We start from the raw sequence: 14,902 nt of genomic DNA, 5'->3' as shown, positions 1-14,902 counted from the left end.
TTAGCCTTTCACAGATACTTTTTGCAGCAATGCCTGTGTTTCTGTTTCACCTAAACCAATTCGATGCGATGCCACCGCCACAAAAACTGCCTGTACATCATCCGCAATCACAAATTGACGCTTTTCAATCAATGCATAGGCTTGTGCAGCTTTTTTCAGTGCCAATAAACCTCGTGTAGATAATCCATGCCGACCTTTTCGGGTTTCTTCAGCCAAATCAATCATATAGTCAAAAACCAAATCATTCACTGTCATTTGATTGACTATACTTTGTAATTGCAAAATCTCTTGCTGTTGAAAAATAGACTGTAATTCTCCAATCAAATCATGGCGTGACGCTTGTTGTAATAATTGTTTTTCCGCCATCCGTGATGGATAACCGAGTGACAATCGCATCATAAAACGATCCAGCTGTGACTCAGGTAAACTGTATGTGCCACTTTGAAAGAGCGGGTTTTGTGTCGCAATCACCCAAAATGGTTTAGGTAATTCATAACGTGTACCATCGACTGTGACATTGCCCTCCTCCATTGCTTCCAATAACGCACTTTGGGTTTTAGGACTGCAACGGTTAATTTCATCAGCCAATAGGATTTGAGTGAAAATTGGACCGTATTTAAACTCAAATTGGTGTTCTTTTTGATTGAACATATTGATCCCAATGACATCACTGGCAAGCATGTCGTTGGTAAATTGAATCCGTTGAAAGTTCAGACCTGCAAGTCGTGACAGACTACTTGCCAAAGTGGTTTTTCCCAGTCCAGGTAAATCTTCAAACAGTATGTGCCCACCTGCCAACAAACTGCATAAAGCAAGTTTGGTTTGTTGTGGTTTATCTAAAATAATTTGATTAATCTGGCTTAAAAATGCATCTATTTTTGGGTAATAGCTCGTTAAATCATTGGATATGTGTGCATGTTTTTGTTCTGTATGTTTTTGCTGCGTTGTTCCCCAAATCACCTTTTATTCCCCAATAAAAATTTTTAATTTGTATAAGTATAAACATACACGTTTTTATACAATACTCAAAGTTATAAAAAAATATTGAATAACAATATTATAGAGTAAGGCATTCCCAGTTTTAGTTTATTTCCTGATGATAAAGATATGCTCACAAACTCAAATCATGATCATGACTCATCTTATTTCTAGAGTAATTATGAAGAAATATCAGATAAAAATTACAAATGATTTACCAATAACTGCAACTTCAATACAACTAAATTCACAATCAAATCGTAGTTTTCTCGTAAATTAAGTCTAAGTTAAGAAATCAAGAAGCTTCGAGAAGGAGTTTGAACATGAAATTACAAGCAATAATCGGTGCAACAGTACTTGCAGCAACACTGATGACAACTGCACACGCAGATAATTCAACACGTGTTGCCCTTTCTTCTGGTTTAGGCAGTGTTGTTGGTGCTGCAATTGGTAATCAGATGGGAGGAAGCACAGGTGCAATGATCGGTTCTGCCTTAGGTGGTGCTGGTGGTGCTGCGGCTTCAAGTGATCGTCGTGATCGTACAGGTGCGGCAATTGGTGGTGCTTTAGGTGGTGCCGGTGGTTATACAGTGGGTCGAAATGTTGCAGGCTCAACAGGTGGCTATGTAGGAGCTGGCTTAGGTGCAGCAGGTGGTTCAGCACTTGGACGTAAAGTAAGTGAAGACCGCCGTTATGATGATCGTGATGACCGTCGCTACAATGACCGCTATGATCGTCGTTATGATGGTGGCTACCGAGGTAGTAACTATCGCTATAATGATCGCCATGACAATGGTCGTCACTTAGGTCATTATAAACGCAAACATCGTGACTAATTTTTATCTATAAGCTCGTTAAGAACAAACTCTTTTTCACCTAGATCGTTAGAACGCAAGCTAACCTTCTAGGTTTTTTTGTATGCTCATTTTGTAACTTATTTTAGTATATCGAAATAACACGATATACAAATATCTGTTTATATCGTATTATTTCGATATAGACCAACTTGAGTTATAGTCATGCGATCACTGCAAAATACCAAATTTTCGATTTTAGAATTAGCGCCAGTTCGTGAAGATAAAGATGTTAAATTTTCACTGCAACATGCGCTAGAACTTGCTCAACATGCTGAAAAATTAGGATATGATCGTTTATGGCTCGCTGAACATCATAATATGGATGGTATTGCTAGCTCTGCAACTGCTGTCATGTTGGGTTATATTTTAGCAAATACAAACAATATAAAAGTGGGTTCAGGTGGCATTATGTTGCCAAACCATGCACCTTTGGTTGTTGCTGAACAATTTGGTACTTTAGCCACGCTTTATCCTGAACGTATTGAACTAGGTTTAGGACGTGCACCTGGTACAGACCAAATGACCATGCGTGCTTTACGTCGCGGTCGCCAAGAAACAGAAGATCAATTTCCAAATGATGTGGTTGAAATTTTACAATATTTTGATGATGTTCAACCCAACCAAAGAATTATTGCAACCCCAGGACAAGGGACTCATGTGCCTGTATGGTTGCTAGGCTCAAGTTTATTTAGCGCACAACTTGCTGCACGTTTAGGACTTCCCTATTCATTTGCCTCACATTTTGCGCCTCGCATGTTAGGGCAAGCGATTCGTTTATATCGTGAAAATTTCCAACCTTCACAATATTTAGAGCAACCTTATGTATCTATGGGTGTGCCAACCGTTGTTGCGCAAAGTGATGCTGAAGCTGAATATTTGGCAACCAGTGTTTATCAACGTATCCAAAATTTACTTACAGGTCGTAGTATGAAACTTAAAGCACCTGTCGATACAATGGAAGGTCGCTGGACAGCTGCTGAAAAAATGGCGGTACAAAACTTCTTAGCCATTGCACAAATTGGGTCACAAAGCACAGTTAAACAAGGCTTAGAGCAGCTTTTAGAACAATATGATGTCGATGAGTTTATTTTTACTTCTGATATCTATGACACACAAAAACGTTTAGAAAACTTTGACTTACTGATGCAATTAAAAAAATAATTTAAACCTAAAAGATGCCAAGAGATTTTTTCGTTTGGCATCTTTTTATTTAAAGAGCTCATATTTACTAAACTCCTATAATTTAACATCTATTGCCATCCCTTATTTATCTGTCATCATGCAGAATAGAAATAAAATGATAAGGAAAATAACAATGGATCAATACATCAACAAACCTACTCCCGCATTTATTGCAGCAAGTTGGGTTGCCTTATTGGCAGGTGCTTCTGCTTATGCAATTGGTTTATTTAATGCCAATATGTTATTGAATGAAAAAGGTTATTATTTAATTCTCATTTTATATGGTCTATTTTCTGCTGTCTCGTTACAAAAAATTATTCGTGACAAACTCGAAGGTATGCATGTTACCCCAATCTACTTTGCCTTATGTTGGGCATCCGTCATTATTTGTATTGCGCTACTTGCAGTGGGTTTATGGAATGCAAGTCTACAATTGAGTGAAAAAGGTTTTTATATTATGGCTTTTTTACTCAGTTTATTTGGTGCTGTTGCCGTACAGAAAAATATTCGAGACTTAGAATATATCCGCCTTAAATCTGCTCCAGAACTCACCACAAAAATTTTGGAAGAAAATCATAAGGCACTCGAATTACCACAAGAAACGTATAAAGGTGACTAAAAAAGGATACAATTTTAAGGCGAAATATGCTGTTTCTTATGATATGTTCATCCATAAAAAGAGGTAAAAAATGCCTCTTTTTATATCAATATTGATGATTTATGCCTTTTTGAGTTCATAATTGTATAAAATACCCTCTTCATCATAGTGTAATACAATACTTTTTGACTTTTGAATACGTGACAATTCATCTGTAGTAATTAAAAAATCTTGAGCCAGTATAGATTGACTCACATTCAACACTTTTGGATTGTCTCGTTTACGATAACGTAGCCAGTTATAACTCGCCCATAACAACAATGAAGCACAACAGACCACAACAATTAAAGCTAACCATGCGAAGTTATACATTTGCACATTGATTTGTTCAGCAAAAATATAGCTTTGGATCAATCTGCCCTGATACACCCACAAAATCAAACTCAGCAAAGGCAATATAAATAATGTCCACACGAGCCAACCTAATGCTTGAATCGTGTAATTTGTGGCTTTATTTTTGACATATTGAGGCTGATCAATATATTGAGGAATATCCAATTGAGCTGGATCAGTCACAATATTGGAATGGATTTTATTCATTCATTTTCTCCACGAAATCCACGATCTGGACTGACCCATCTCGCTCTTTTTTTCTGTGTAAATAATGCTTTAGGAACTGCCACAATGGTCGTTGCAGCGCCTAAAATCCAAAAAAACAATGGGTACCAAATCACCCAAAAATAATTTCTTAAAAATCGATGATCGTCATAACGTTTGTCTATATACAAACTGATGAAAAACTGGATTAGACATGTGATCGCTAAAATGACGCCATACCATTGTGGTAGTAATGATTTAACGTACCACCCTGATGGTAAAGCAACAAATAATCCTACAAAAAACAAAACAACGATCAACAAAATGACATACGCCCAAATCATACTGAGCATTGACTCTAGAGCTACAGGCCACATTTTAAGAGCGCTCACTTTAAAAAGTTGAGGCACATAAGTCCAAAGTACCTCTACGCCACCTTGTGCCCAACGTAAACGCTGTTTCCACAACCCTGTCAAGGTTTCAGGCATATAGATATAGCACAGTGCATTCGGCACATAATGGATATCCCACTTTGCAAGCTGAAGCTTCCATGAAATATCAATATCTTCAGTAATTTTATCATCTGACCAAAAACCAACTTGCTCTAAGGCTGTTTTACGAAAACCAGCAATCACCCCTGAAACTGTAAAAATACGTCCATACGTTCTTTGTGCACGTTTAATTAAACCAATAATAGAAGAAAACTCGCCGACCTGTAATTTTCCTAAAATACTTGAACGGTTTAAAATACGTGGATTTCCTGTTACTGCTCCAACCCGATTAAATCGGGTTAAGTGATGCATCATCCAAATTGCAGCATGTGGATGCAATAAAGCATCACCATCAATACAAATCAGATATTCAAACTGACTCACCATCATGCCTGAACGTAAGGCAAATGCTTTACCTTGGTTTTCAGCCAAATGCACCACACGCAACATAGGATATTGTTGTGCCAACTCATCTAAGATCTCGGCAGTACGGTCAGAACTGCCATCATTCACAGCAATAACTTCAAATTTTGAATATTGAGTTTGCAACGCATAACGAATCGTTTCTTTAACTTGTGCTTCTTCGTTAAAACACGGAATAATAATACTGCATCCTTGAGCAGAAACTTCAGGCAATTGCCCTTGTTTATATTCACGTTTAAAGAAAAACCAAAGTCCGCCTATCATCCATGTCCATGCCATCACCAACGGATATAAAAAGGCAAAGAGAAATAAAAACTCTACGCCTGTCATGGTGATTTCCCCTGTGTTTGATAAATAAATGGATTACGATAAGTCAATGGGCTTTGATTTAAACTCAATGGTGTGTATAAAAATTCTTGTACTTGTGCAGCATTATTGAAGTTGTATTGTTCAATCGCTAATTTTTGAATGCCAATTCGTTGCAAAGCAAGAAAATCAGCTTGTATTTTTTGCCAATCTGCTGCCGTTTTTGCAGATTTCACCGTTAAAGTGACTAAAATTTTGGCTTTCTCTGATGCAGTTAAAGCATCAAGCTGTTGAAGCATTTTTTTAAAATCTTGAGCATGATCTAAACTGTTCATTTCAAAATTAAATATATTTGCAGTCGATTGAAATTGATTTAAAAACTGCTGAATTGTTCCATCTGCAAGCTCATCTAACTGAACTTGTAGTGTCAAATTAAACGGATTACTGATATTGCTATAGGTTAAGGCGTATTGAGAAATATCCATCAAAGTTTGTGCAACACGTTTTTTCTGAATGACACAATCTTGTTGAATATTCATCTGAAAAGCACATTGCAACTTTTGCTCTGTGGTTAAAATAATACCATCCAAGTTACTATTATTTTTAAATAATTGCTCTGAAAGCTGAACAGCCAATTGTGGTTTTTGCTCTTGTAAAGCGTAGGGTAAACGTGCATAAACACGATTAAAAATTCGTGTTTTTGCCTGCCATAAGGTTCGATTCATGACATCTTTAGACATGTTTAATGCTGTATTTGGGAAATAGGCATGGTCGTAAATTCCGTCCTGATTTTGATCGCCTACGACATTTAAAATCAATGCATTACTCTTTAATGCACTCGTTAAATCTAAAATTTTTCCGAGTTGCTGATCTGCCAATTGATAATTTGATGAAAATTCAGCTAAATCAAAGGACAAAGCACGGATGGGTTCATAACGAATAAAATCTCGATATTGTATTGCATCCATCATTTGCTCAAAAAGATCTTCTGCACTTGGATTATTAACAGCTAAACCACGTTGAAATGTACCATCTTTGACTTGATTCACGGCATCTGCACCTAAACTAAAAGACAGCGCAAAACCCGCCTTTTGTGCTAAATGCTCAGTTTCTACATTCGTTGCACCATAAGGCCAAACCATTGCAATTGGGACTTCACCGACCTCTTTAGTTAAAATAGCTTTCGATTGTTTTAGATCTTGAATAATACGTTGCTCATACTCATCTTGCGTTTCATAACGTTTTAATGCTGCTAGATATTGTCGTGTAATTGCAGCAGGCTGTTGATTTTTCTGTGGGTTTGCTAAAACACCTTGATGCAGATGATGTGAATGACTCGCAAACTCAGCCCATCCTGATTGATGCATTTCTCGAACTTGCGCCCAAGCCATCTGATTGCCTTGCCCATATGCTTCATAAATCGCTTTGGTATTACCATTCATCCAACTCGTGACCAAAGCAAATACAACAGGAATTTTATATTGCTTAGCCAAAGGAAAAACACGACTATAATGACTCAATGCCCCATCATCGAAACTGATTAAGATTGCATTTTTCGGTAAAGGCTGCCCTTGTTGTCGAGCCTGTAAAATTTGTTTTAAACTGACAGGATGCCAATCTGAGCGTTTTAACCATTCAAAAAATTGAACTAAATTTTGGGTACTGATAGCATACGGATCACGATCACCATTTTTTAACACATCATCCCGCACATCATGAAAAGTTAAACTCACAAAATGCTGCTGATCAAAAAAAATATTTTGCTGGGTGACTTGAGCAGATTTTACGTGTTGATCATTTGCAAATGCAGGACTAATCACACCAATCAAAACAAAATTGATAAAAACGCGTTTTGAAAACTGTTTAAAACTCATCATCAGAAACGTCCCTCAAAACTTAAGTTTCCATATAATTGTTTTTCATATTCACCGTCATAAGCATGAATGCCATAACCTAGCCCATAACCCAAAGACCATGTTCTTGATAATTTCCACATGTGTTGATATTGCACATCCATTACAGGTTTAGGGTCAAAACTTTGTTGTTGATACATGCCCATGGTAAAATTAAAACGCTGTGTCAAAGCTTGCTCATAGTTACGCCATGTCAACCAGTCGTGGTTCAAACTGACAGCTAAACTTGAACTTTGTTTGGGGCTAAAATAGGACACCTGATTGGTTTGATTTTTTCCATAGTAGCCACTCACACCTGCTGTGGTGGTATGATGAGGGCTTAAAAAAACACGTTGTGAGTAATCTGCTGTCAATTCTTGTCTTAAATTACCATCATTAATATCTGTCAAATTATAGACAGCACCTGCTTGACGAGACTCATTTTCCTTCCATCGAATTCCTACGCCATAAGACTGACCTTCGTGATTTAAGTCTATCGCTTGTAATGGAATATCAGCCTGACTATTGGCTGAAAGTGAATATTGCCAATGATCATTCAATTGATGCGTCCATGCAGCTTCAATACCTTGACGATCACCTTGATGGTTTTGTGAAGCAATGACAGTCAATGACTTTCTCTGATCTTGCCATTCTAGACCAAGCCCATAGCGTTGTTGTTCTAAAGTACCTTGACGAAACTTGCCCCAAATATCCCGATGTTCAACCAAAACACGATAGTTATCAGCAAACCAAGGAGAATATAAGCTTGTGGTCATTTCACGATCTTGAGAACCTTTTAAACCTTGTATAAGCTCATTTTGATCTGAACGACTGCGAGAAAAACGACTAGTGTGCTGAATCGTGGCATGGTCACGATCTTCTAGCTCTTTACGACTTTTAATAACACTACTGTCTTCAGCATAGTCTTGCATGAGCTGATTAGTTTGCAGACGCCATGCTTGTACATCACCTAAAGCTTGTGCATTTTGCATCGTATTAATTTTTGTTTGCTTAGAAACAGGCTGTAATCCATTTAAACGCGCTAAAGTTTGCGCTGCTTGTTCAGGTTTATCACGCCAACGTTGGATTCTAGCAAGCTGATTTAGCCCGTCTTCTGTATTCGAAGTTTTTTCCACCAAACCTTCAAAATAAGGTTCAGCAATATCTAAACGATTACTATATGCCCAGTTTAAACCACGCAAACCAATATATTGTGTACGATCAGCATGAACCGATTTATCTACACCTTTAGCTTGACTGTATTGAAATGTAGGCAATAAATGATCTATTTCTTTAATGAGTTGATTTGCCTGATCATATTTTTCTTGTTCAAGCAATGAATAATAAAATGCACTATAGACATTCATATCCGAATAATTTTTTTCAGTCATTAATGTGCGATACAACTGTTCGGCTTGTGCTGCTTGACGTTCAGCTAAATAAGCATCAGCGATTGCTTGTCGAACATATGCAGGCATGGTCGTTACCGCAGGCAATGGCACACGCTGTAAGAGATCAAGTACAGTTTTAGATTTACCTCTAACACTTAAAGCATATATATAGTCATAATAAAAACGATTAAAAAAAGGTGCAGTAAATGTATATTCATTGGCAAGATGCTCAGCATCTAATAACACTGCATCCAACATCTCATAACTTTTTGTATCAGACTCGCCACGACGTGATAAATACTGTGAACGCTTAATCGCACTTTCAATCTGCTGAGCAAAATTACCTAATATAATCTGCTGATTTAAGTTTGGATCCCAGTCCGTTTTGGGATATTTTTCAATCACTTCTATGGCTTGCTGATAACTCCCCAAAGCCATTAATGTATTGACATATTCTTTTTGAATATTTTTATCTTTAGGTTGTTTTTCATAAGCATATTGCACCGCATGTAAAGCTTCAGCCGTTTGTCCAAGTATTCGATAGCTATATGAAATCTGCATAAGTTGCTCAGCAGATAGCTGTTTTAAACTCATTTTTTGCAAAACTGCCAATGCTTGTTTTTTCTGTTGATTTTCACTCAACAAAATGGCTTTTAAAATATTGACGTGTAACTGATTTTTCTGTTGAAACGGTTCAAACTGTTGCAGTAAAAGCAATGCTTGGTTAAATAACTTTTGATCGCGTAAAAGTTTGACCACACTCAATTGTGCATACTCTGGAAATTGATTCACCTGAATCCGCTGCGTCAGCTTTAATAAAGTCGCAGCATCCAATGGATGTACTGTATTTACTGACAATAAATAATCAGCTAAAACCTTTTGATCCTGTGGATATTTTTGCAACAATTGTTCAAGTGCAATGATGCCTTTCTGAGTCTGACCATTTTTAATATACAACACAGCCTGTTCTCTTAAAGTATCAGGTGTTGCTGCATATGACGTTTGTAATCCTAAATATAAAAATAAGCCCGCTGGCAAAAAATAATATGAATATTGCATAACTCATTCTTAAATTAAAGTGTGATTTAAATCTCATTTCAATAATTTTAAGCAATAAAAAATCATACACTGTTAACTTATGTGCATTCGTTAATTTTATTATTTTCAAATTATTTTATTAGATATCAAAAAATTAATTTTATCAAAAATGTCTATTTTTCAATCAAGTTAATTTTTTTGTAAAATTAGCACACTTTTTTGTATAGTAAATTTTAAAAAACAATCAATAAATATTTCACAATATGACAAATAATGCGGCATTTATTTACATTTAAATCATATCAAAAACTATAAGAATGATCATTCAGTTTTAATTATATGATAATAAAATTCACAGAAATTTTACAATAAAAACAAAATATTAATATATTCAATCAAAAAAAATACGATATCTTTCTCACTTTTTAGAAACTTTGTTAAAGCATACATTTTAAATAATTTTTAAGTTTAAACGGCTATTACAAAAAATAATAACCAAGTAAAATCATAAGATTAATTTACTTTCAATGTTATTTCTTCAGAAAAAAACACCATTTTCCTGAGTGAATTACATTATTTTCAATCACTTCGTTTATATATTTTTTTTTAAAAGTACTTTAGATTTATATCTTTTTCTGCAAAGACATCTAAAAATAGGATGTATTTGAATCTAATCGACTTATAATTTGCTTATTATTAATACAATATTCATATGAATAAATGAGGTATTTTTTATCACTCAATGACAAATTTAACCAACAAAAAAACTTGCCATTGAGCTTCATTCAAACCATTTATTGATTTAAATATCTATTTCAAATTTACTTTAAACACACAGCTTTAAGTGTGTTTTTTAATCAAAGCTTAAACTCATTATCCAATGCGACGCTTCAATCCTGTCATTTGTAAAACACGTGTTGAAATTTCTTCAATTGACATTTCAGACACATTGAGATACTTGATCCCTTCTGAAATATAAATCCCTTCAACTGCACGTAATTCCATCTGACATTGAGAAAAACTGGCATAGCGACTATTTGCCTTGCGTTCTGTACGAATTGCCACTAAACGATCCGCATCAATCATTAAACCAAACAGCTTATGCTTATGCTCTCTAAGCACCGCAGGCAAACGATTATCGTCTAAATCTTCTTCGGTTAAAGGATAGTTTGCAACACGAATTCCAAACTGTAATGATAGGTAAATAGATGTCGGTGTTTTGCCTGAACGTGATACCCCGATCAGGATCAAATCTGCTTTATCATAGTGTCTTGTACGTGCACCATCATCATTATCTAAAGCAAAATGAACCGCATCAATACGTGCCTTATATGACTCAGAATCAGTCACTGCATGGGTCTGTCCGACTAAAGTTGTAGGCTGAGTGCCTAAAACATCTGACAACTTACTAATAAGACCTTCAAAAACATCAAGATTTACAGCATTTGCAGTGTTAATAATATCACGAACATAAGGGTCAACTAAGGTATCAAATACCAATGGCTGCTGACCATCTTTTTCAGCACTTTTATTAATCTCCTCCACCACACTCATTGCAGCTTCTTCAGAGGTAATATAGGGAATGATATGGATATCAAACTTTACATGCGGAAATTGCGCTAATAACGAGTGCCCAAGGGTTTCAGCAGTAATGGCAGTACCATCCGAAATAAAAAATACGCTACGCTTTATTTGGTTACTTTCTGACATTAAAATTCTCCTCAAACATTTGTCTTAGCGATGTATAATCTTTATAGTAAACCCATCTTACATGACTATCACTTAGTTGAATCAAAATGCTAAGTTTTTTGTTATAATTTGATGCCAAGATAGTGATTAATACTGCATAAGTGGAGCAACAACTTTGGAAGCACGCGTAATCGGTCTAGAAAAACTAGGGAAACACGACGTTGAGATCGTGGGTGGTAAAAACTCTTCTCTTGGAGAAATGATTAGCCATTTAGCAAATGCTGGCGTATCAGTTCCAGGTGGATTTGCAACAACTGCTGCTGCATATCGCGAATTCCTTGAACAAAGTGGTTTAAATGCCAAAATTTCTGCAGAATTGAAGCAACTCAATGTTGATGATGTCAACGCACTTGCTGAAACAGGTGCAAAAATCCGTCAATGGATCGTAGATACTCCACTTACTCCTAGCCTTGAGCAAGAAGTTCGCACTGCTTTTGCTGAACTTTCTAAAGGCAATCCAGATATTGCTGTTGCTGTTCGTTCATCTGCAACTGCTGAAGATTTACCAGATGCTTCATTTGCAGGACAACAAGAAACTTTCTTAAATATTCGCGGTATCGACAATATTCTTATTGCGATTAAAGAAGTGTTCGCATCACTTTATAATGACCGTGCGATTGCTTACCGTGTACACCAAAACTTTGACCATGACATCGTTGCCCTTTCTGCGGGTATTCAACGTATGGTTCGCTCTGAAACTGGTGCTGCGGGTGTTATGTTTACACTTGATACAGAATCTGGTTTCCGTGAAGCAGTATTTATTACAGCTTCTTACGGCTTGGGTGAAATGGTCGTTCAAGGTGCTGTAAACCCTGACGAATTCTATGTTTCTAAACCATTACTTCGCAATGGCAAACATGCTGTGATCCGTCGTAATCTTGGTTCTAAACACCAAAAAATGATTTATGGCGAAGAAGGTTCAGCAGGTAAATCTGTTGTTGTTGTAGATGTAGAAAAAGCTGAACGTCAACAATTTGCTTTAAATGACTTAGAACTTCAAGAACTTGCTAAACAAGCACTCATCATTGAAGAACATTATCAAGCACCGATGGATATCGAGTGGGCGAAAGATGGTGATGACGGTCAAATTTATATCGTTCAAGCACGTCCTGAAACAGTAAAAAGCCGTGAAAATGTCGGCACAATGGAACGCTACCTGCTTAAGCAAAAAGGCACAGTTCTTTGTGAAGGTCGTTCAATTGGTCAACGTATTGGTTCTGGTAAAGTTCGTATCGTTACGTCGATTAAAGAAATGGACAAAGTGCAAGACGGTGATGTACTTGTATCTGACATGACTGACCCAGATTGGGAACCAGTCATGAAACGTGCTGCTGCAATTGTCACGAATCGTGGTGGTCGTACTTGCCACGCAGCGATTATTGCACGTGAATTAGGCGTACCTGCGATTGTAGGTTGTGGTAATGCAACTGAAGTTCTAACTGATGGTCAAGAAGTGACTGTTTCTTGTGCTGAAGGTGATACAGGTTTCATCTATGAAGGTGCGTTAGATTTCGAAATCCAACGTAACTCTATCGAATCAATGCCTGCACTTCCATTCAAAATCATGATGAACGTCGGTAACCCTGACCGTGCATTTGACTTCGCTCAAATTCCAAACGAAGGTATTGGTCTTGCGCGTTTAGAATTCATCATCAACCGTATGATTGGTGTGCATCCTAAAGCATTATTGAACATTGACAGCTTACCACGTGAAACTCGTGCTGCTGTTCTAGCACGTACTGCGGGTTACTCTTCTCCTATCGAATTCTATGTCGAAAAACTGGTGGAAGGTATCTCTACACTTGCTTCAGCATTTGCAGATAAACCTGTTATTGTTCGTATGTCTGATTTCAAATCAAACGAATATGCAAACTTAATTGGCGGTAAACTTTACGAGCCAGAAGAAGAAAACCCAATGCTGGGCTTCCGTGGCGCAAGTCGTTATGTTTCTGACAACTTCCGTGACTGTTTTGAGCTTGAATGCCGTGCCTTGAAAAAAGCACGTGACGAAATGGGCTTAACCAATATTCAAATCATGATTCCTTTTGTACGTACAGTATCTGAAGCGAAGCGTGTAATTGAATTACTTGCCGCAAATGGTTTAAAACGTGGTGAAAATGGTCTTAAAGTGATCATGATGTGTGAATTACCAACAAACGCACTATTGGCTGAACAATTCCTTGAACACTTTGATGGTTTCTCTATCGGTTCAAATGACTTAACTCAGTTAACGCTTGGTTTAGACCGTGACTCTGGTATTGTTTCTCACCTATTTGACGAACGTGATGCTGCGGTTAAAACATTGTTAGCTATGGCAATCCATGCTTGTCGTAAAGCAGGTAAATATGTAGGTATCTGTGGTCAAGGTCCTTCAGATCATCCTGATCTTGCACAATGGTTAATGGATCAAGGCATTGAGTCTGTTTCTTTAAACCCAGACTCTGTTTTAGATACTTGGTTCTTCCTTGCTGAAGAAAAGACTAAACAAGTTTAATAAAACATGTTAAAAAAGACCCTTTCGTAGGGTCTTTTTTTCATCTACGATTTTTATATTTAGATTTATTTTGAGAATTGAGCTTTATGCAAATTTACTTGGCGAGAAATAACCAACAAGCTGGTCCATATACTGTCGAACAACTCAATCAAATGCTTGCAAGCCAACAAGTACTCTTGACTGATTTGGCTTGGCACCAAGGTATGACTGAATGGAAAGCACTTGGTGAATTAACACAAGGTAAACTTGTATATGAACCTACGGGCTATGTCAGTTCTACCCCAACATACAACCCAAATCCGTTTCAAGAAAACTCAAAAGTTTCACTCAACAAACAACAAAGCCAGACCGAACTTGCGCCAATTTCATCACGTGTGTTAGCAAAAATCATTGATATGCTGTTGTGGCTTCCTGCTGCCTATATTCCAATGACCTATTTAAAACCAGAACAGCTTCAACAACTGGTTGACATCCAAGCAAAAATGCAATCTAAAGTTTCTGCTGCTGAAGCAACAAAACTACAAGAGCAATTTATCATGATGTTTCCTATGGAAGCATGGCAAATGATGGGGCTATATATTGTCATCATGCTCGCAATACAGGGATTTCTTGTTTTCAAATCTGGGCAAAGTATAGGCAAAAAATTAGCAAAAATTAAAATTGTAGATATGAATAATGGGCAACAAGTCTCAGGAAATCGCTCATTTTTAATTCGCTCAGTGCTTTTTACACTCTTTACAATTATTTCACTTCCTTTATTCCCTCTGTTTTCACTGATTGATTACATTTTTGCAATTAACCAAAACCGTCAAACATTACATGATAAGTTGGCTAAGACCAAAGTCATCAAGCAATAATTTTTATGTTTTTTACAAAGGGTGCTTTCGCATCCTTTTTTTACAATAT

The 14,902-nt window shown here is 36.8% G+C and carries 11 protein-coding genes; 5 read left to right on the top strand and 6 right to left on the bottom strand.

Annotation, left to right across the window (positions count from 1 at the left end; genetic code table 11):
* Positions 1–960 (bottom strand): AAA family ATPase, encoded by a 960-nt coding sequence (locus tag HX124_RS02480; protein ID WP_286381837.1) that lies wholly within the window; start codon positions 958–960, stop codon positions 1–3.
* Positions 961–1,301: 341 nt separating this feature from the next.
* On the opposite strand from HX124_RS02480, the gene HX124_RS02475 reads away from it, so the two are divergent.
* From HX124_RS02475 to yiaA, 3 genes are all read left to right on the top strand, one after another.
* A complete protein-coding gene (locus HX124_RS02475; RefSeq protein WP_107007367.1) occupies positions 1,302–1,814 on the top strand; it encodes a hypothetical protein in 513 nt (170 codons plus the stop codon).
* Positions 1,815–1,997: 183 nt separating this feature from the next.
* Positions 1,998–2,996, top strand: a complete 999-nt coding sequence (locus HX124_RS02470; RefSeq protein ID WP_286381836.1) for an LLM class flavin-dependent oxidoreductase — start codon at positions 1,998–2,000, stop codon at positions 2,994–2,996.
* Positions 2,997–3,150: 154 nt separating this feature from the next.
* A complete protein-coding gene (gene yiaA, locus HX124_RS02465) occupies positions 3,151–3,636 on the top strand; it encodes an inner membrane protein YiaA (protein WP_286377802.1) in 486 nt (161 codons plus the stop codon).
* Positions 3,637–3,735: 99 nt separating this feature from the next.
* On the opposite strand, the gene pgaD is transcribed toward yiaA, so the two are convergent.
* The 5 genes from pgaD to ppsR all read right to left on the bottom strand — a co-directional run bounded on the left by pgaD (position 3,736) and on the right by ppsR (position 11,463).
* Positions 3,736–4,215, bottom strand: coding sequence for a poly-beta-1,6-N-acetyl-D-glucosamine biosynthesis protein PgaD (pgaD, locus tag HX124_RS02460; protein ID WP_286381835.1), 480 nt, complete (start codon positions 4,213–4,215; stop codon positions 3,736–3,738).
* Complete coding sequence (gene pgaC / locus HX124_RS02455) at positions 4,212–5,456, bottom strand: poly-beta-1,6-N-acetyl-D-glucosamine synthase (protein WP_286381834.1); 1,245 nt, start codon at positions 5,454–5,456, stop codon at positions 4,212–4,214. The genes pgaD and pgaC overlap by 4 nt, the downstream gene beginning before the upstream one ends.
* Positions 5,453–7,309, bottom strand: a complete 1,857-nt coding sequence (gene pgaB / locus HX124_RS02450) for a poly-beta-1,6-N-acetyl-D-glucosamine N-deacetylase PgaB (protein ID WP_286381833.1) — start codon at positions 7,307–7,309, stop codon at positions 5,453–5,455. The genes pgaC and pgaB overlap by 4 nt, the downstream gene beginning before the upstream one ends.
* A complete protein-coding gene (gene pgaA / locus HX124_RS02445; RefSeq protein WP_286381832.1) occupies positions 7,309–9,774 on the bottom strand; it encodes a poly-beta-1,6 N-acetyl-D-glucosamine export porin PgaA in 2,466 nt (821 codons plus the stop codon). Before pgaA ends, pgaB begins: the two co-directional genes overlap by 1 nt.
* 852 nt (positions 9,775–10,626) lie before the next feature.
* Positions 10,627–11,463, bottom strand: coding sequence for a posphoenolpyruvate synthetase regulatory kinase/phosphorylase PpsR (gene ppsR, locus HX124_RS02440; protein ID WP_107007373.1), 837 nt, complete (start codon positions 11,461–11,463; stop codon positions 10,627–10,629).
* 154 nt (positions 11,464–11,617) lie between these two features.
* On the opposite strand from ppsR, the gene ppsA reads away from it, so the two are divergent.
* Together ppsA and HX124_RS02430 are read left to right on the top strand one after the other, a co-directional pair.
* Positions 11,618–13,996: a phosphoenolpyruvate synthase gene (gene ppsA, locus HX124_RS02435; RefSeq protein WP_286381831.1), complete on the top strand. Its 2,379-nt coding sequence runs from the start codon at positions 11,618–11,620 to the stop codon at positions 13,994–13,996.
* An 86-nt stretch (positions 13,997–14,082) separates the two neighbouring features.
* Positions 14,083–14,853 carry an RDD family protein gene (locus tag HX124_RS02430; protein ID WP_286381830.1) on the top strand — a complete coding sequence of 257 codons (771 nt, stop codon included), beginning with the start codon at positions 14,083–14,085 and terminating at the stop codon, positions 14,851–14,853.
* Positions 14,854–14,902: the final 49 nt, after the last annotated feature.

This window comes from Acinetobacter sp. 226-1 (assembly GCF_030329325.1).
GTDB lineage: Bacteria > Pseudomonadota > Gammaproteobacteria > Pseudomonadales > Moraxellaceae > Acinetobacter > Acinetobacter sichuanensis.
This window is presented reverse-complemented; position numbering and strand designations above follow the sequence as displayed.